The sequence below is a fragment of the Candidatus Nitrotoga sp. 1052 genome, from assembly GCF_927312905.1.
In the GTDB taxonomy this organism is placed as follows: Bacteria; Pseudomonadota; Gammaproteobacteria; order Burkholderiales; family Gallionellaceae; genus Nitrotoga.
On record NZ_CAKMHQ010000068.1, the window covers coordinates 1 to 17,312 of the forward strand.

At 50.6% G+C, this 17,312-nt stretch carries 14 protein-coding genes, 1 tRNA gene and 3 pseudogenes; 7 read left to right on the forward strand and 11 right to left on the reverse strand.

Translation table 11 applies throughout. The features are described from left to right. Positions 1-182 precede the first annotated feature (182 nt). A pseudogene (locus MJ768_RS12960) lies at positions 183-430 on the forward strand (transposase); the annotation flags it as partial. Positions 431-452: 22 nt separating this feature from the next. Then, positions 453-2,957, forward strand: coding sequence for an RCC1 domain-containing protein (locus MJ768_RS12965; RefSeq protein ID WP_239292325.1), 2,505 nt, complete (start codon positions 453-455; stop codon positions 2,955-2,957). A gap of 264 nt (positions 2,958-3,221) precedes the next feature. Here the strand turns inward: MJ768_RS12965 and MJ768_RS12970 are convergent, their stop codons facing one another. From MJ768_RS12970 to MJ768_RS13000, 7 genes and pseudogenes are all read right to left on the reverse strand, one after another. Further along, complete coding sequence (locus MJ768_RS12970; RefSeq protein ID WP_239292327.1) at positions 3,222-4,343, reverse strand: helix-turn-helix transcriptional regulator; 1,122 nt, start codon at positions 4,341-4,343, stop codon at positions 3,222-3,224. 169 nt (positions 4,344-4,512) lie between these two features. Beyond that, a pseudogene (locus MJ768_RS12975) lies at positions 4,513-4,956 on the reverse strand (transposase); the annotation flags it as partial. Positions 4,957-4,979: 23 nt separating this feature from the next. Then, positions 4,980-6,200: an ABC transporter permease gene (locus MJ768_RS12980; RefSeq protein WP_239292328.1), complete on the reverse strand. Its 1,221-nt coding sequence runs from the start codon at positions 6,198-6,200 to the stop codon at positions 4,980-4,982. Further along, positions 6,197-6,916, reverse strand: coding sequence for an ABC transporter ATP-binding protein (locus MJ768_RS12985; RefSeq protein WP_239292329.1), 720 nt, complete (start codon positions 6,914-6,916; stop codon positions 6,197-6,199). The genes MJ768_RS12980 and MJ768_RS12985 overlap by 4 nt, the downstream gene beginning before the upstream one ends. Then, the gene (locus MJ768_RS12990; protein ID WP_239292330.1) at positions 6,916-8,094 is read right to left on the reverse strand and encodes an efflux RND transporter periplasmic adaptor subunit; all 1,179 of its coding nucleotides are present in this window, start codon (positions 8,092-8,094) and stop codon (positions 6,916-6,918) included. The genes MJ768_RS12985 and MJ768_RS12990 overlap by 1 nt, the downstream gene beginning before the upstream one ends. 18 nt (positions 8,095-8,112) lie before the next feature. Next, entirely contained in the window at positions 8,113-9,582 is a 1,470-nt protein-coding gene (locus MJ768_RS12995; RefSeq protein ID WP_239292331.1) for a TolC family protein, read from the reverse strand. Positions 9,583-9,666: 84 nt separating this feature from the next. Next, a pseudogene (locus tag MJ768_RS13000) lies at positions 9,667-9,813 on the reverse strand (IS256 family transposase); the annotation flags it as partial. A gap of 119 nt (positions 9,814-9,932) precedes the next feature. Here MJ768_RS13000 and MJ768_RS13005 point away from each other — a divergent pair. Further along, a tRNA-Arg gene (locus MJ768_RS13005) sits at positions 9,933-10,008 on the forward strand. A 134-nt stretch (positions 10,009-10,142) separates the two neighbouring features. Next, positions 10,143-10,544, forward strand: a complete 402-nt coding sequence (locus MJ768_RS13010; protein ID WP_239292332.1) for a hypothetical protein — start codon at positions 10,143-10,145, stop codon at positions 10,542-10,544. A gap of 236 nt (positions 10,545-10,780) precedes the next feature. Here the strand turns inward: MJ768_RS13010 and MJ768_RS13015 are convergent, their stop codons facing one another. After that, positions 10,781-11,737 (reverse strand): hypothetical protein, encoded by a 957-nt coding sequence (locus MJ768_RS13015; RefSeq protein ID WP_239292333.1) that lies wholly within the window; start codon positions 11,735-11,737, stop codon positions 10,781-10,783. A 505-nt stretch (positions 11,738-12,242) separates the two neighbouring features. On the opposite strand from MJ768_RS13015, the gene MJ768_RS13020 reads away from it, so the two are divergent. After that, positions 12,243-13,259: a M12 family metallopeptidase gene (locus MJ768_RS13020; protein ID WP_239292334.1), complete on the forward strand. Its 1,017-nt coding sequence runs from the start codon at positions 12,243-12,245 to the stop codon at positions 13,257-13,259. A gap of 123 nt (positions 13,260-13,382) precedes the next feature. On the opposite strand, the gene MJ768_RS13025 is transcribed toward MJ768_RS13020, so the two are convergent. From MJ768_RS13025 to nadC, 3 genes are all read right to left on the reverse strand, one after another. After that, positions 13,383-14,588 carry a hypothetical protein gene (locus tag MJ768_RS13025; RefSeq protein WP_239292335.1) on the reverse strand — a complete coding sequence of 402 codons (1,206 nt, stop codon included), beginning with the start codon at positions 14,586-14,588 and terminating at the stop codon, positions 13,383-13,385. A 174-nt stretch (positions 14,589-14,762) separates the two neighbouring features. Further along, positions 14,763-15,197 (reverse strand): thioredoxin TrxC, encoded by a 435-nt coding sequence (gene trxC, locus MJ768_RS13030; RefSeq protein WP_239292337.1) that lies wholly within the window; start codon positions 15,195-15,197, stop codon positions 14,763-14,765. Positions 15,198-15,243: 46 nt separating this feature from the next. After that, positions 15,244-16,089 (reverse strand): carboxylating nicotinate-nucleotide diphosphorylase, encoded by an 846-nt coding sequence (gene nadC / locus MJ768_RS13035; protein WP_239292339.1) that lies wholly within the window; start codon positions 16,087-16,089, stop codon positions 15,244-15,246. Between the two features lie 510 nt (positions 16,090-16,599). Here nadC and MJ768_RS13040 point away from each other — a divergent pair. Continuing rightward, positions 16,600-16,842: an AbrB/MazE/SpoVT family DNA-binding domain-containing protein gene (locus tag MJ768_RS13040; protein ID WP_239292341.1), complete on the forward strand. Its 243-nt coding sequence runs from the start codon at positions 16,600-16,602 to the stop codon at positions 16,840-16,842. After that, positions 16,842-17,195, forward strand: a complete 354-nt coding sequence (gene mazF, locus MJ768_RS13045) for an endoribonuclease MazF (RefSeq protein ID WP_239292343.1) — start codon at positions 16,842-16,844, stop codon at positions 17,193-17,195. Before MJ768_RS13040 ends, mazF begins: the two co-directional genes overlap by 1 nt. The last annotated feature ends 117 nt before the right edge of the window (positions 17,196-17,312 follow it).

A 17,312-nucleotide genomic window follows, 5' to 3' on the forward strand; every position in this document is an offset into this window, starting at 1 on the left:
CGGCAATACCAGGTGGCTGGCAGAATTAACGGGTAGCCCGACAGGCTGCTAGGCGCCGGATGATCATAGCCATAAGGGAAACAGGATGTTTTTAATTGCAGCAAATCGACATTTTTATGCAATGGTATTTGCAGTTCTGCTTCCCATAACTTTAAATGGGTGCACAATTTCATGATTTCCAAATTGAGGCGCACGGCTACATCCCACACGTCAAAGGCAGAGGGTAAGAAACAGACGAACTCAAACGCGCGCCAGAGAGGAGAGCAAGATGCTGGGTCGTTGAGGTGGAGCACAGTTGGTTCAACCGATCCCCGCAATACTGATGCTATACGAGAAGCTTGGCCGCAGCTTCTTGGCTTTCAATCACTTAGTCCCATCTATCATCGCGTTTCGAAAGATCAATCTGAATGTAAATATTATTTACGGATAATTTCTTACCCAACGGAGGTTCCATGCTGCATTTTCTGAGAAGTTATTTTTACACGCTGCTACTCGTGTGCATTGGATGGCTGGGGAGTATGCCAAGTTATGCAGCCGAATTAAGCAATGTGAATAATATCTCTGCAGGATATTCTGGCAGCTGCGCAACCACGTGGGGGCAAGGAGCAAAATGCTGGGGTGGAGAAATCTATACCAAATTAGAGGACATATCCATTCCCCACCCCTTTGTGGCGGAGGATGCGCCAGGCTTCGCTAGCGACGTGGTTGGCATTGCGGCGGGAGGGGATTACTACTGCGTGGTTACTACGTCAGGTGCGGCCAAGTGTCGGGGGGGAAACGAATTTGGTCAGCTTGGCGATGGTACCACTATAAGACGCTGGGCACCGGTGACGGTGGCGGGCTTGACCAGCGGAGTAAAGGCTATCTCAGCAGGAAACAGCCACACCTGCGCGCTTACCACAGCGGGCGGGGTCAAGTGCTGGGGAGCTAATGGTAGTGGCCAGCTAGGAGATGGGACCACCATAGGCCGTTTAACCCCGGTGGATGTGGTAGGCCTTTCCAGCGGCGTGAAGTCCATTTCAGTGGGGAAAGGGGGGTTCACCTGCGCGCAGACCACGGCAGGCGGGATCAAGTGTTGGGGGTCTATTGCTATAGACCAGCTAGGACATGGGAGCACCACCCCAGTGATTGTTCCAGGTCTTGCCAGCGGCGTGGGGGTCATCGCGTCTGGGCAATACAATGCCTGCGCAGTTACTACGGTAGGCATGGTCAAGTGCTGGGGTCTCACACTAACCGGCCTGCACGGTAGCAATAAACCTACCTCCACTTTCTATACTTTACCGATAGAGTTTTCCGGTCTTTCCAACGTATACGACATAACGATGGGGGATAGCCATGCCTGCGTGCTTACCAGGACAGGCGGGGTCAAGTGCTGGGGAATGAACAACTACGGACAGCTTGGCGACAGTTCCACCACTCTTCGCGGGTCGCCGGTAGATGTGGTTGGTCTTTCAAGTGGCGTGATTGCCATTAATGCTGGAGATCGACACACATGCGCGCTCACTACAGCAGGCCAAGTTAAGTGCTGGGGAAGTAACAGCAACGGCCAGCTTGGTGACAACTCCACCACCGATCGTTCGATACCTGTGGCGGTGCTGGTCTCCGACCCGGTTATCGTATCCCCTTCTGTCATTGAGTTCTACAACGTCAATCTTGATCACTATTTTATTACCGCTAACGAAAACGAAGCTATTGGCATTGACACAGGGAGCGCGGGGCCAGGATGGAGTCGCACCGGCAATACCTTTATGTCAGGCGGCAGCGCTGCTGTTTGCCGTTTCTACGGCAGCCAGTCCCCCGGCCCCAACTCGCATTTTTATACGGTAGATCCGGGCGAGTGCGCAAGTCTCAAGCAGTTGCAGGCTGCAACGCCAGCGACTGAGAAGCGCTGGAATTTTGAAAGCCTGGATTTTGTATCAACTCCGCCTACCGGTGGATCCTGCTTCAATGGGACTGTACCGGTGTACCGAGCCTATAATAATGGATTCAACCGAGGAGTGGACAGCAATCACCGCATTACTACCAATCTGACCGCTATCCAGCAGATAGTGGCCTGCGGCTGGGAAAATGAGGGAGTGGTTATGTGCGCGGCAAGTGGCACGATTAGTGGCGGAAACACTACTTGTGGCGGACCAAAACCACCTGTTATTAATCCTCCACCTGTTATTAATCCTCCACCTGTTATTAATCCACCACCTGTGATTAATCCACCACCTGTGATTAATCCACCACCTGTGATTAATCCACCACCACTTGCGCCCCATCCAGTTCCTGTTCAAGACCTAGTCTTTATAGGTTGGGCAGGTAATAGTGTAAACCCTTGGGTGTTCGTTAGAGACTCCGTAACTGATGAGAAAATACCGGTTGCGTTTCTAGAATCAAGGCGGACCCTAGTAGCACGGGATTCAGCATTACTTACCCTCTTGGAGTATTCGAATGTAAAAGTAAATACAAATGCTGAGGTATTACTCGACGGAAAGATTTTTGCAAGCGTTGTGCTTGCTCCTACCGCCGACCCAACGATTGCTTTTGTCGAAATGCAATGCCCGGATGGAAGTCTTGTATTATTTAGTGGCACATCCATTGGGTGCGCTGGTACGGGTGGTGGTACGGGCGGTGGAGGTACATCACCATTGCAGTATACGAGACCGCTTGATGGAAGTTTGACTCAGGTAACCTATGATCAGAGGATTTACTATGAGCTTGGGGGCGGTCCTTTCCAAGGTTTATTTGTCACGGTACGCAACAATTCAGATAAGGATGTGCAGTGTTTGATAACGGCAGACTGGACAAATCAGAAAGTATGCGCTGGGCAGTTATGTCCTGAACCACTCCATGACTACACATACATTTACGTAAGTGCTAATTCCTCAAATGCTTCAGATCCAGTGCGGTTTAATCCGGCTTGGGGTAGTCTTGCAGATGTAAAATCCGTCCAATACAGTTGTAAATATTGACGAGGTGATGTTGAAGTGAAGAACTTGGTTATATTGAGCTAACCTTGGCGTGAGTTAGGCTGGAAAAATGGAGTACTACGTTTCTGCAACATACTCAAACGTAGTACTGAGATGGAATGGATACCAAGAGAGGTTAAATGGCCTCCGGCAAAGCTGGAGGCATATTGGGTGAGCCCCTCAAAGGGGCCAATAAAACGCATGTGTTCATCCGTCCCCTGTGATGTTGGGCTTCATTTCATATAGCCCAACCGGGCTACTCACATTTCATTTTGTATCAATAGACAAAATAGGATAGAGAATACGCAGTAAGTCTGCCTGTTTTGAGGCACCCGTTTTACTGAATATCGCTTTCATTTGTGAACGTACCGTTGAGATCGCAACACCCGCTTCATGTGCGATTTCTTTTGGCGCCATACCTTTGATAAGATCGATAGCAACTCGTGCTTCAGCCAGCGTCATCCCATACATTTGCTTTAATAAAACTCTCTTCGGTAGCATTGGTAAACTGAGATCTTGTATCACGATCAATGCCATATTTTGTTGGGTTTGATAGCAGCATTGATGGTCGATAGGTAACGGTGTAATTAATAGGTGCAAAGCAGTGTTGCTATTTACACCGACCCTCAAACCACTGGCAATTTTAGGGCCATTGAGACCACAAGCAAGTCGAATTGCATAGATCAATTTTCTGTTAAATGTATCGCAGCTAGTGATGCTGTTTGCGACCATTTTTATTTCAGTTCGATGCGACAGTAAAGTATCGGCAAGCCTGCTCACATAGCTGACTCTTCCATCACCGTTAGCAATCACAATAGGTAGTCTTATTTGCTCAAGGCTTGCCTGAAAAAAAGCATTTTGGATTTTGATTGACTCAAAATGTGATTGTATATTGAGTGCACGTCGTAGGTGACCGAGTAAGCCAGACAATTGTTTGAGTTGATCGGTCTTTTGTGAGTGAGCGATATTTTTATATTGAATGGCAATAAAACTGTCTGATTCTTCATCGCTAGCAATTGGCGAGACGGAAAGGGAACCAAAGCCGTAAGGTTTCATAAAATCTTGATAGAACTCAGAACAGTTAATGGCCTTTTTCCCAAAATGCAGGTGATCAATATACCATTGACCTGGTGAAATTTTTTTGACAAGAATTCGACTCGGATCAAGCAAATAAAAATGCTCTTGAAATGCGCTGGTGCATGCCTCTGGTAGGCCACTGCTTTGTATAATGTGCGTGAGATTAGTGCGCTTGTTCCATGTAGTTAATGCGACGTGCTCACTGCCCAACAGTTGGGCCAAATTATGCAGCGCTTGATTTTGCGACTGTTGATCTAGTATTCCTTCATACAAGTCACTGATGATCGAATTGATGTTATCGGCAAAATCCATTTTTAGCGCACCTCTAGAAACCCATAGCTTTCAAACTTTCCGGCCTGAACTTTATGAACGGGACCCAACCCGCTTTAGATTCTTCGATGGATTGCATATTTTTGCGCAATTCCAATCTATTTATACCTTGAGTCGCCCGTATTTTAAGTTATTCGGCTTGCTGCGAACGTCAGAATACCCCAATTCCAGCCCACTTAATATAAACCAGACATATGAGGTTGTAGCTGGCCGCCATCATAGTCATGGCAAAATTCGCCCCTACCTGACTTATAGTACGAATCAGCTTGCCACCCATCTGTTCAATGCCGGCAAAGATGTGCTCGACCCGGGCAGGATTTTGGCAATAAGTTTATTCCACTTTTCCTGCCGTGATGAAATGGGATGATTGCGCGCACCCTTGCGCTTTCCGCGCAGCACTCGGGTAGCCCTTATCGGCATAGATTTCCCGGAAGGTGTTAATCTGGCCCAGCACGGCACCAAAGTGCTGACTGCCATAGGTGCTTGCCGTGTCGGTCTCAATCTTACGGATCACCTTGTAACGTCAATCTACGTACACTGATAGCTTGTAGCCATGATGGCTCTTGCCATGCTTTTTGGTCCAAGTGGCATCTACACCATGCTCCCAAGTTTAATTTTTTATTGATACCGCAACGCTTCAATCGGTTCCATGCGAGCTGCTTTTCTTGCCGGATAAAAACCAAAAAAAACCCCCACCGCGGCCGCCACCATGAACGCCATGACAACGGAACTCATAGTAATAACCACGGCAGTCTGGGTAATCTCATTCACCAGCACCGCGCCGCCGATGCCTAGCACCACACCTACCAGGCAGCCAACAATGGAAATAGTGATCGCTTCAAGCAGGAACTGTAACAAGATGTCCCGCTGGCGGGCGCCGATGGCAATGCGGATGCCGATTTCCCTGGTGCGTTCGGTGACTGAGACCAGCATGATGTTCATGATGCCGATGCCGCCCACCAGCAGAGAGATGGATGCGATGGCACCGAGCATAACGGACATGACACGGGTGGTTTCGGCGGCGGTATTCGCCAGGGCGGTGAGGTTGCGCACCGTGAAATCGCTTTCCGCCGCCTCCTGAAGACGGTGGCGCTGGCGCAGCAACTGGTTCATGGAACGTTCGGCCGCGGGCATATCCTGGGCCGAGGCCGCTTGGACCATGATAAGGCGCACGGTGCCCTGAAACTGGGAGCCGAACAGCTTGCGCTGGGCGGTGGTAACCGGAATCAACACACTATCGTCCTGGTCCCGCCCATCCAGGCTTTGCCCCTTCATGGTCAGCACGCCCACTACTAGGTATGGACTTTTCTTGATGCGGATGGTTTTGCCTACTGGGTCTTCGTCGCCGAACAGGTTTTTCACCACGGTCTGCCCCAGCAGGGCAACGCGGGTAGCGGAGCGCACGTCCGAATCGGAAAAAGGGTAGCCGGCGGACAATTTCCAGTCGCGCACATCAAGATAACTGGGCGTGGTACCAATCACTTGGGTACTCCAGTTGTTTGAGCCATACACCAGTTGTGCCGTGCCGGGAGCGTTGGGTGCGACCGCCGAGATGCCGGGTAGTTCGGCGATGGCCTGTGCATCCCCGATGGTGAGCGTAGGGGTCGCGCCCAAGCCCATGCGTATGCCGCCGGAAGTCGAGGAACCGGAAAGGACGATAAAAAGATTGCTTCCCATGGAGGCGATGGACTGATCCACCAGAAACTGGGCGCCCTTACCGATGGCCAGGATGAGAATCACGGCACCGACGCCGATCATCATTCCCAGCATAGTGAGAAAGGTGCGCAGCCTGTTTGCGCCCATGGAAAGCCAGGCTTCGCTCAACATCGCGCTTATCATGCGAGTGTCCCATGCGATTCGTGCTCAACCGCGCCGTCGTGGGCCAAGTGTCCGTCTATGAAGCGCACCAAGCGGTTGGCAAAGGAAGCGATGTCTGCTTCGTGAGTCACCAGAATCACGGTAATGCCTTCATCCCGGTTGAGTTGCGTGAACAGGCCCATGATTTCATGGCTGGTTCTGCTATCCAGGTTGCCGGTCGGTTCATCAGCCAGGATCAGTCGCGGGCGGTTGATCAGGGCGCGGGCGATGGCCACCCGCTGCTGCTGACCGCCAGAAATCTGGCTGGGGCGGGAAGCACCGTACTTGCCCAAGCCAACCTTGTCGAGCATTTCCTGCGCCCGTCTGTTCCGTTCTGCCTTGCCAACCCCAGCGTAAATCAGGGGCAGCGCCACATTGTCGATCAGATTGACGCGGGCAAGCAGGTTGTACCCTTGGAACACGAAGCCGATCACACCATTCCTTAGCCGCGCGAGCTGGTCCTTGTCGAGCGTCCGCACGTTGGTTCCGTTGAGGGAGTATGCGCCGCTCGAAGGAACATCGAGACAACCGAGAAGGTTCATGAAGGTAGATTTGCCCGATCCGGAAGGTCCCATGATGGCAACAAATTCCCCTGGGTAAATGACGAGATTGATGTCTTCCAGCGCCGGAACGGGCCCGGCGGCGGTCAGGTAATTCTTGCCCAGGCCGCTGATACGAATAATCGGTTCGCCATCCATCAGAACATTCTCATCCTCATAGTTCCTGGCGGCTGCCCTTCATTCTGGGTTGAAATAGCTTCCTCAGTCACCACCTGGTCGCCTGCCTTCAAATCCCCGGACATGACTTCCGTATACTTGTTATCGGTGATTCCGGTGTTTATCCTGACCAGTTTTAGTTTGCCGTTTTCCAGAACATACACGGTCCCGCCCGGGGCTTTTTTATGTTCTTCTTTACTTCTTGGCTTCCCTTTTTTGGGTGCAGCCTCGGCAGGTTTAAAACGCAGTGCCGTGTTGGGTACCAGCAGCACGTTCTTGCGCTGGGCAATAGTAATGTTGACATAGGCTGTCATGCCCGGCATCAGTATCTGCTCAGGATTGTCAACTGCCACCACCACATCGTAGGTCACCACATTTTGCAGTGTGGTGGGATTGAGTCGACGCTGCTTGACCGTGCCCTGGAAAGTGCGGTTGGGGAAGGCATCCACAGTAAAACGTACCGACTGCCCTACCCGGATATTGCCCACGTCGGCCTCAGCAAAACTGGAATTGATCTGCATTTTGGAGAGATCCTGGGCGATCGTGAACAGGGTCGGCGTCTGGAAGCTGGCGGCCACGGTCTGGCCGATGTCAATTACGCGCGATACCACCACGCCTGAAACCGGCGAGCGGATGACGGAGTAGCCAAGGTTTGTGCGATCCTTCTGTAGTTGTGCCCGCGCCAGGGCGAGCTGGGCGCGGGCCGATTTCAGTGCCTGTACCGTCTGATCCAGCTCCTGCCTGGAAACGTATTCCTGTTTGAACAGCTCGCGCATTCTCGCCTCGTTGGCAAAAGCCAGCTCCAGAGATGCCTGTGCGTTGCTCACATTAGCCTCGCTCTGGCCCACCTGTGCCTGGAACAGGGCCGGATCGAGCTCCGCCAGCGTTTGTCCCTCGCTGACCCGGTCATTGAAATCTACATACAGTTTTTTTACCGTCCCCGAGACCTGAGTACCGACATTCACCAGCACCACCGGATTGAGCGTGCCATTGGCGGAAACTGTCTGGATAATATCTCCCATCTCTAGTGCTTGGGTTTTGTAACGCTCCGCTAGAGACAGTGAATATGTTTTTTGCCAGTAGTAATAGCCTCCTGCGCCGAGACCGATCAGGACCAGAATCAGCGCTACTTTAATTAACAGCAATTGGCTTGGTTTCATGGGTACATTGAAAAACAGTTAAGGAGAGGTTTTTTCCGGCGCAATGGCGGAAAAATCAAGTTTACCCATGGCTTGGGCCAGTGCCGCCTTGGCGATGTGCCAGTTGTAAACGGCCTGAATGTTCTGCAACCGGGCGCTGGCGAGCGATGTCTGGACGATCAGAAGATCGAGGATATTTCCCACGCCCGCCTTGTAGCGCCCGAGTGCAACTCGTTCCGATTGAATGGCACTTGATACCAGAACGATGCTGCTTTTAACCGCTTGGGTTCCGGTGACGACGCCCTGGTAGGCTTTCCACACGTCCAGGGCAACCTGCTGGCTGATTTTTTCTTGCTGGGCGAGGCGGGTTTCGATCTGCGCCTCGGCGGCACGAATGCGGTAAGTAATATTGTAGCCGGTGAAAAGCGGATAATTAAGCGACACGCCTAGTGCCGCATTGTTAGCAGTGGTGAATATGCTTGATTCGCTATGTAATAAGTTCGACGAAAGGGAAATAGTCGGCATCCCGGCAGACTTCGCAGCTTCTGCGGTGGCCTTGGCGGCGTTGACCTGAGCCTTAGCGGCTGCCAGATCGGGGCGCAAACTCCGTGCCTCTTCGATCAGTCCTGCGATATCTTGCTCGAACTGCGCGTCTGCCACCTGAAGGGAAGGAGGCGTGAGTGCAAAAGTACGGTTGGCGTCCATCCCCATGCTGTTTGCCAGCACGCCCTGGGCGTTTCTGGCATCTCCCTCGGCCTGTATCCGGTTCAGTACTGCTTGCGAATAGGCCGTCTGGGCTTGCAGCTTGTCGGCCGGGGTGCCCCTGCCGACGTTGTAACGGGCGGTGGCGGCATTGAGACTTTCGAGGGCGGATTTTTCCGCTTTCTTCACAGATGCAACGGCAGCCTGGGTGGCAAAAAGCTGATAGTAGGCCTGCACTGCGAACAGGAACACCGACTGGATAGTGGCATCCTGGGTTGAGTTTAGTGCGGTAAGTACCTGTCTGGCGTTCTCCAGGGTAGCGGCACGGGCGCCGAAATCATACAACAGGTAATTCAATGAGGCACTGACATTCTTCTGGTCATAGGTTGCCGTGCGAGGCGTAAAGGAATTGCTGCCACCGGTACGGTTTCTCGATACCGCTCCGGCGATGCTGATTGATGGCAGATAGGCGGATTTGCCGACGCCCACCTGGGCCGCCTGGACTCTTGCGTTCGCCCAAGCTTCACGGGTTTGCGGATTGTTGCACAGCGCCCGTTCCACCACATCAGTCAACGAAAGCGGAGTTTTGGAGAATTGAACGTTTTCGCATGGAATAACGAGCAGGGGACGGTGAATGCTCCCCGCCACTGAGCTTGCGGTCAGCCCCTGTGTCGAAAAAGGATCGGCCTGCTCCGCTACGGCAGGAATCGCCACCCCGACCAGAAGACCGGTTGCGATGACTTTTGCCGCTTCACACAACCGGGAATGATTATTCACAGACACAAAAACCACTTTCGATTCTTTCATGAGCAAGAAGGTAAGCCTTAATATTCAAGAGGAGTTCTTTCTCTTTTTTGGAGAGTTTCCTGAATTTTGTGCAAACGAAATTTGTTAATGCTGACATCCGCTCCTAAGCTGGATAGTAAAGCGATCAAGCGCAGCTTTCCAGTCTCTGATAAGCGTCGCCCATTTTCCGCTGATGTTTTGTAGCACCAGACAGACGAGTTTCAATAATGCCTCATCAGCCGGAAACAAGCCAATGCAGTGTTGTTTGCCATCTTTGTGAATAATTCTCACTAAATAAATGCTGAGTAGCAGAGTGTCAATGCTGAGTAGCAGGATGTGATCAAAGCACATTTGCGTTAGAATGCGCGCGCGCCTCGGTAGCTCAGTGGATAGAGCGACCCCCTCCTAAGGGGTAGGTCGGACGTTCGATTCGTCTTCGGGGCACCAATAAAATCAATTTCTTGCATATACACCAGTCTTTTTTGTTTGCTACTTTTTGTAATATGTAAACCAGAATGTAACCACGCTTGTTCAAGCGCACGGGTTTCAAATAGTTTGTAAACATTTTCAGGAGCATTCATATGAAACTCATCACACTGCTGCTTGCCATTACTATCTCAAGCGTAGCAATTGCAGCCCCCGTCATGACAAAGAAAATCAACCCTGACGGTACAGTTACCTATGACCCGGTGGGTGACCCGAAGGCTGGTTCACCAGAAACAGTTCCACAAAAGCTAAGTAAGGAAATTGATGAACAAGCAAGGGAAGTGGGCGTCCAGGTTATTGACATAACGTCAAAACCCGTCATGACAAAGAAAGTTAACTCTGACGGGACGATTACTTACGACCCAATCGACCCAAAGGCCGATTTCACGGAAACTGTTCCCAAAAAGAAAGGCAAGGAAGTTGATGAAAAGCTAAAGGAGCTTGGTGTAAAGGTTATCGACATAACACCGAAAAAAGACTTAACACCAAAAAAATAATCTTCATTTTCAGTCTTAATGTCGCCCAAAAATGCCCCCGTATGGACGCATGCTCTCTGGCCATGAATGATTCCAGCCTGTCTGTCTGTTAAGTCCATTTGAATTCCTTTTGAATTAGGGAAAAAATCTACGCCTGGGAAAACAGGCGGTCTATCAGCAAAAAGGCCACAGAGACTTGATACCCTACCCTCTGCTCCAGAGTAATGGGCACCTCTAATGATATTCAAATATCATGGCTAAGGAACCCGTTGCATGATTGCCTGAGCTTCCGAAGCCCATATTTTAAGGGCCTCTACTATTTTTACATCCGCCAATGACAACGGTTTCTCAGTAACCACCTGCTCCAAGTTTTGAGTTGATACCTGCGCAGGGACTAATTGAAATTTGACTAATAAGGATTCATCTGTTCCGTCATTAAGTCCTGTTTTGATGCCATTCTTTGTCGATATCCTGAGAGCATGCATTTCTTGGGAGGGGCCATAAATTTCACTTGAAGACAATTTTTGAGACGCGATACCATCACCCCTATCGCCTGAATATTTTAGCCCATACACCATTGAGCCTGCCACTAACGGGACATCACCACATGCCACCATCCCAGCAAGAACCCCGGAAATCTGAAACTCACAAAGAAAATCTAATTCAGCCGTGTAAACAATGCCATTACCTGTAGACCCTGATATTCCAGTGTTAATGGTCAAATTTCGCATTTGTGAAATCGGAGTTTGGCCTTGTATCCTTGTGAACAACCATGTCCCAAGCAATCCATCATGCCCGTCGAAATATCCAAATGGCCTCTTTGAAATGGCCCTTTGTGGCTCACTGGGCAATGAAATTATGCCGTGCTTCCCGCTTGAAAAATTAATTGTAACTGTGCCAGCCGGATCTAATAAAGACGCGGTTTGATATGGCCCACCTAACGATGTACCTCCACCCAAATCAAGAAGAGAGGCTGTGAAGGTATTATTTATGATTGGACCAGCCGCGTAATAAAATACACTACTGCCATTTGCTCGGTATCCGAAGTATGTAAGAACGACTATTCCGTTTTCTGCCTCAATCTGGAACCCTCTGCCGGGCAGTCCGTTATCCTCAGAATCAACGCCCCACATTCCGGTGGCTGGCATGAATGCCCAAGCGGAAGAACTTATTAAAAACAACAGAAATGCCGCTACGGTTTTAAGATTTGACAATTTGTTGTCTCCTAAGGTTATAAACAAGAACTTACGACAAACACATTTTTAATGTTACTTGCTTCTTTTTGTAGCGACGATGCTCAAGCATACTGTGATTTTCTGAACAGAAATTTCCCAATTGTTCTGCAATTCTTGGCGGATATCGCCCATCTGCGAATTAATGGAATGATGCAAGCGTCATCGGTTTTCCATCGCGACTCTCGAAATTTGTACACCCCTGCATCGTCACGGCATCAGAAACATTTCAAGTTCTTGTGCACAGCCTATTCTACGTATTTCCCTTAATCAAAAAATAAGCAATTTGCTTATTCGCTTTTTTTGGGTGTCGCCCTACTATTGTGACCTTACCGGAATAATAACTTCCAGGTGAAGACGATAGTTTGATATGAGCAGCAGGTACATTAACGAAATGTAATCGCTCGTAAAACCCGTTATCCGAGGGTGCATCAGAATGGCATAAACATTGACTGAAAATTCAGCTTTTTATTCTAAGGAGATCACTATGAAAGAGAATCTAAAAATTTGTCACGACAGACTTCTGCCGCTCGATCTTGTCCGCCCGCAACAGACTATCAGGCTTGGCACTGGGCCAGCGCGGGCAGTCTTCGTTTTTAGAAAGATGTGGATCAATGGATCGACACTACGCGTACGATTCATGGGCGGGACCAATGCCCAGCAAGCAATCGCCAAAGAACAAGCGCTATGGTGGCTTCCGCATGCGAATCTGACATTCGAGTTTAACAACGCACCCGACGCAGAGATTCGCATCGCCTTTGATTCCTCGGACGGGGCGTGGTCCTATATCGGTACAGATTGTCAATCAATTCCGCGCGATCAGCCCACAATGAACCTTGGATTTCTCGATGGTGGCACTGCCGCCCATGAGTTTGGCCACACAATCGGTCTTGCACACGAGCATCAAAATCCGTCTGGGGGAATTGAGTGGAACGAGGAAGTCGTCCTCAATGACCTAAGCGGACCGCCGAATAACTGGACCCCGGAGCAAATTCGGCACAATGTTTTGGAAAAATATGCGGCTGATCAGATCAGGGGGACGGAATTCGATCCCGCTTCGATCATGCTTTACTTCTTTCCCGACACTTGGGTCAAAAACGGCCATGGCACCACAGAAAATAACGTGTTGTCAGCGCTGGACAAGGCCTTCATTGCCAGCGAACAAGCCTATCCGCACACTGCGGTTCAAGCAATCGAGTTGGGCGTCAATGCAGCACCCGTATCAACCTCGATCGGCCTGCCTGGTGAAGAAGACCTGTTCAAATTCACCGTAAAAAAGAGCGGTCGCCATATCATACAAACGGGCGGCCAGACCGATGTGGTGATGAAGTTATTCGGCCCCAACAGTCAGACGAGTCTTATCACCGAAGACGACGATGGTGGCATTGGACTAAATGCGAGAATCGCAGCTGAACTCATCCCGGGACAATATTTTGCCCAAGTTCGACATTATAATAAGGTTCGAGGTACTGGCTCATACAGCATCAGGGTGAACCGAAACTAAAGAATCGGTCTCCCTTTCCCACCCTGCCCGACAAACTACCGTCGGGCATCATTAATAACTTCCGGTTCCTGTGCAACGTTACTTTCCGACATACTCAGTGTCTATGACTGGCCAGTTTCCCTGTTATCGCCCGCCCAACGGCAGGGTCAACGTCGGCCCTAGCCCTGTTTTGCCATTTGTTTCCAGCCGCGCCAGTTGCATCAGCAACGAAAAAGTAGCCATAGTGTCCTGATCAGCTTTGTCTATATAGAACCAGTAGTCCAGATATTTGACCGCCACATGCGCGGTTGGTGGCCTGTCTCCATTGGCCGAATATACGTGGAAGAGATTGCTCGTGATTTTTCGCCAATCGAACGGCTGGCCAGTTTCGTCGGTCGTTGCCTGAACGAATCCTCGTCCCACATGTTCCACAGGAACATCAAGCCCTTTGGAAACGAAATACAACACCTGAAGCAACGAGCGCGTCTCCAGGTCCAAAACGTCTACGCCGTCCGACGGATGATTTATCTTGAACGGGTCCAGGTTCTCGATCTTGAGATCATATTTCGGCAGTCCCGGCCGGAGGCCGAAAACCTGAGCGAGTTCTCGCATTTCGGCAGAAGCCAATGCTTCCGGATGAACCTTCATCACCGGTTGCCGGCTTTTCTTGACTAATACCAATGCGCTGTTGTGATCAGGACGAAATTCATAACCTTCCTTGGCCGCATCCAGCAAGTCGTGAGCCGTTGGGCCGGCGGCCACAGTACCTTGTTGTGGCTCCTCTCGCTCTTCAGTGCCGAACACGATATGGCCTCGATCCTGCAACGCTTGCAGCGCATTGATGCCGCGCAAAAATTCGGCATAGTCTGGCAAGCTCTTCAACGTTGGGCCGCTACCGTTCTGGGCGTTGGAAACCCAATTAAGATTCTCCAGCCACAGACGGAATACCGTGGATATCGGCCACGTTGTTTTTGTGAGGTACAGCACACCGTCAAGTGTCATCGGTGTAAAAAGTTTGCGTGTGAATTCCTGGTCGTCAAGCGGTGTCAGCGTGATGGTCGGACGGTCAGTAGTGGATATTTGCGCTTGCGGCAGCAGCGCGGCAAAGTGCTGCGCCGGATCACCACCGCTCACACCGAAAAAGGGAGCCAGCTGAAAGCTTTTCTGCACCTCGGATTGCGTCGCAATCGCCGATACTGCCAGGCTGCTCGGTGTATCGTTATAGCGCAATCGAACAATGTTAAGCAACAACTGGGCCTCGCTGGTACTCTTGATCGCCTCGTTGTAAATTAATCGGTTAGCCTCGAGGCTGCGTGGACCCGTGACGCAACCGGCTGTTGACAAACACACGGCTCCTATCGCTAGGCACGACAGGAATCGTTTGCATCCGTATGGTGTGTTGTTTTTTTTCATAGGTATCTTCACTGGCGGTCTCCCTCCCATTATTTATTGGCTTTATGTGAAAGAGAGTGGGTAATCAACTTTCAACCTCCCGCACCAGTTGCATAGCGTTTAGGTGGCGTTTCAGGCGTTAGCACGAGCCCATGACACAATGCCGGACACATCCATGGCGCCTGCCTGTCTTGCCACCTCCCGTCCATTTTTGAATATGGCTAGGGTGGGAATGCTGCGGATGTTATAGCGCGTGCCTAGTTCCTGCGCTTCTTCTGTATTTAGTTTAGCTAAACGTATTCCCGGCTCGAGCTTCTCTGCTGCCTGAATAAAGGCGGGCGCCATCATGCGGCAGGGACCGCACCATGGTGCCCAGAAATCCACCAGAACCGGGATATCGTTACGCGTGATGTGCTTCTCGAAGTTACTGCTGCTCAGCTCAATCGGATGAGCGTTAAACAGAGCTTGTTTACATTTGCCGCAGCTCGGTTGGCTGGTTAACTTTCCAGCTGGAATGCGATTTACCGCATCGCAACTCGGGCAGACGATATTTATGGAGTCGCTCATGATTTTTACCTCAGTTGTGAATGCTCCCTAAATGGGAAACGATAGATTAAATTTCAAACCGCATCGATAAATCTACAGCCTGTATATCTTTGGTCAGGCCACCAATGGAGATGCGTTCTACGCCGGTCTCGGCGATAGCGCGTACTTTATCAAGAGTAATGCCGCCGGAGGCTTCCAGTTCGGCGCGTCCGGCAGTGAATTTGACAGCAGCACGCATACTATCGAGATCGAAATTGTCGAGCAAAATTAGTTTGGCACCAGCATCTAGCGCTTCACGCAGCTGTTCCAGATTCTCTACTTCAATTTGGATGCTTATACCCTCGGGAGCAAGACGAAAAGCTTGCTCCAACGCAGGACGGATGCCACCCGCAGCCAAGATGTGATTCTCCTTAATCAGCACGCCATCAAATAAACCAATCCGCTGGTTATGCCCGCCGCCCATTTTCACCGCATATTTCTGTGCTATGCGTAGACCCGGCAGCGTCTTGCGTGTATCCAGAATTTTCGCGTGCGTGCCGCGCACCGCTTCGACATAGTGCCGCGTCTGCGTGGCGGTAGCGGAAAGTGTCTGCAAAAAATTGAGAGCACACCGTTCGGCAGTCAGCATCGCACGTGCATCACCGCGTATCTCGCACAGCGTTTGCTTGGCTGTTATGACATCGCCATCCTGCACAAGCCAATGAATGATGCAATTTTTATCCATAGCTTTAAAACATGCATCAAACCAAGCTGCGCCGCATAACACTGCATCCTGGCGCGTTATAACAGTGGCGTGTGCTTCTGTATGCAAGGGAATGAGTTGCGCGGTGAGATCACCACCGCGCAGGTCTTCATCGAGAGCGGTGGTTACATTGGCAAAAATATGGGCGGCCAGTTCATGTTGGTTGATCATTTCAGTTTAGCCGTAGACATCTGTAGTGTGCTCATTATCAAATTATAAATTTCCATCCAGTCACTTGAAGTCTTGCTGATCAATTCTGGCAGAGAATTGGGTAATATCCAATTTTGGAAATCCATCAAAGTTTAATTGTAAGGCGCGCTCAAAAACCAAGTGCAATATTTTTGGGAGAAAATGTTGCATGGGAAAAATCTACAAGCAATTGTGTATTGAAGAGCGAACGATGATCCAGACGCAGTTATCAATGGGACGCAAGCCTGGGAAGATTGCTCAAGAGCTGGGGTGTTCCGCTGGGACGTTGAGTCCGGTAGGTTAGGCTGAATGAAATGAAACTGCCCCTTTTTAACTGGTTGGTAAAATGTGCAAGATCGACCTAGCCAAATGGCATTCGGTATTGCTTGAAATCCTGGTTTGATGAATGGATCCACATGTATAAACAATGTTGACACATGCCACGCACGCACCTAAACTGCCGGCATTCAATTTGCACGGGGTGCACACATCATGGAAGTCATTGTAAAAAAATGGGGCAACAGCGCTGCGGTGCGCATTCCGGCATCTGTTATGGCGGCGGCGCATGTCGTTCTGAACCAGCCTGTTGAAGTACGCGAAGAACAGGGACGCATCGTTATTGAACCGGTACGCCGCAAGGAATATAAGCTGGAAGAATTGCTGGGCGGCATCACCGTGAAGAATCAGCACAAGCCCGTTGATACTGGCGCGCCGGTCGGCAAGGAAGTCTGGTAATGGCGCGCCGCTTCGTGCCGGAGGCGGGGGATATAGTCTGGCTCGAATTCTCGCCTCAGGCCGGGCATGAGCAGGCAGGACACCGCCCCGCGCTGGTGCTTAGCCCCGCCGCCTACAACAACAAAACCGGCACGATGTTGTGCTGCCCGATGACTACGCTAATAAAAGGTTACCCGTTCGAAGTCATCATTCGTGCAGAAGGTGTCAGCGGCGCGGTGCTGTCCGATCAAGTCAAAAATCTCGATTGGCGCGCACGCAAAGCTACACCCAAAGGCAAAGCATCTGCCTACGAACTGGATGAAGTGCGCGCCAAAATTTCCTCGCTGCTTGGCTTGTCCAGGATTTCTACATAAGGACGGCATATGACAAACCAAGAGCGCTGAAATGAGCCCGGGTGGGCTGAATGAAATGAAGCCTAACGACGCTGTAGAAAAACCCCATTCTGAACACCTGATTCAGCTTTGGGTAGA

Bases quoted from the DNA above. Each gene is read 5' to 3' on its own strand.
- MJ768_RS12965 (WP_239292325.1), top strand. From the start codon at position 453: ATGCTGCATTTTCTGAGAAGTTATTTTTACACGCTGCTACTCGTGTGC.
- MJ768_RS12970 (WP_239292327.1), bottom strand. From the start codon at position 4,343: ATGGATTTTGCCGATAACATCAATTCGATCATCAGTGACTTGTATGAA.
- MJ768_RS12980 (WP_239292328.1), bottom strand. From the start codon at position 6,200: ATGATAAGCGCGATGTTGAGCGAAGCCTGGCTTTCCATGGGCGCAAAC.
- MJ768_RS12985 (WP_239292329.1), bottom strand. From the start codon at position 6,916: ATGGATGGCGAACCGATTATTCGTATCAGCGGCCTGGGCAAGAATTAC.
- MJ768_RS12990 (WP_239292330.1), bottom strand. From the start codon at position 8,094: ATGAAACCAAGCCAATTGCTGTTAATTAAAGTAGCGCTGATTCTGGTC.
- MJ768_RS12995 (WP_239292331.1), bottom strand. From the start codon at position 9,582: ATGAAAGAATCGAAAGTGGTTTTTGTGTCTGTGAATAATCATTCCCGG.
- MJ768_RS13010 (WP_239292332.1), top strand. From the start codon at position 10,143: ATGAAACTCATCACACTGCTGCTTGCCATTACTATCTCAAGCGTAGCA.
- MJ768_RS13020 (WP_239292334.1), top strand. From the start codon at position 12,243: ATGAAAGAGAATCTAAAAATTTGTCACGACAGACTTCTGCCGCTCGAT.
- trxC (WP_239292337.1), bottom strand. From the start codon at position 15,197: ATGAGCGACTCCATAAATATCGTCTGCCCGAGTTGCGATGCGGTAAAT.
- nadC (WP_239292339.1), bottom strand. From the start codon at position 16,089: ATGATCAACCAACATGAACTGGCCGCCCATATTTTTGCCAATGTAACC.
- MJ768_RS13040 (WP_239292341.1), top strand. From the start codon at position 16,600: ATGGAAGTCATTGTAAAAAAATGGGGCAACAGCGCTGCGGTGCGCATT.
- mazF (WP_239292343.1), top strand. From the start codon at position 16,842: ATGGCGCGCCGCTTCGTGCCGGAGGCGGGGGATATAGTCTGGCTCGAA.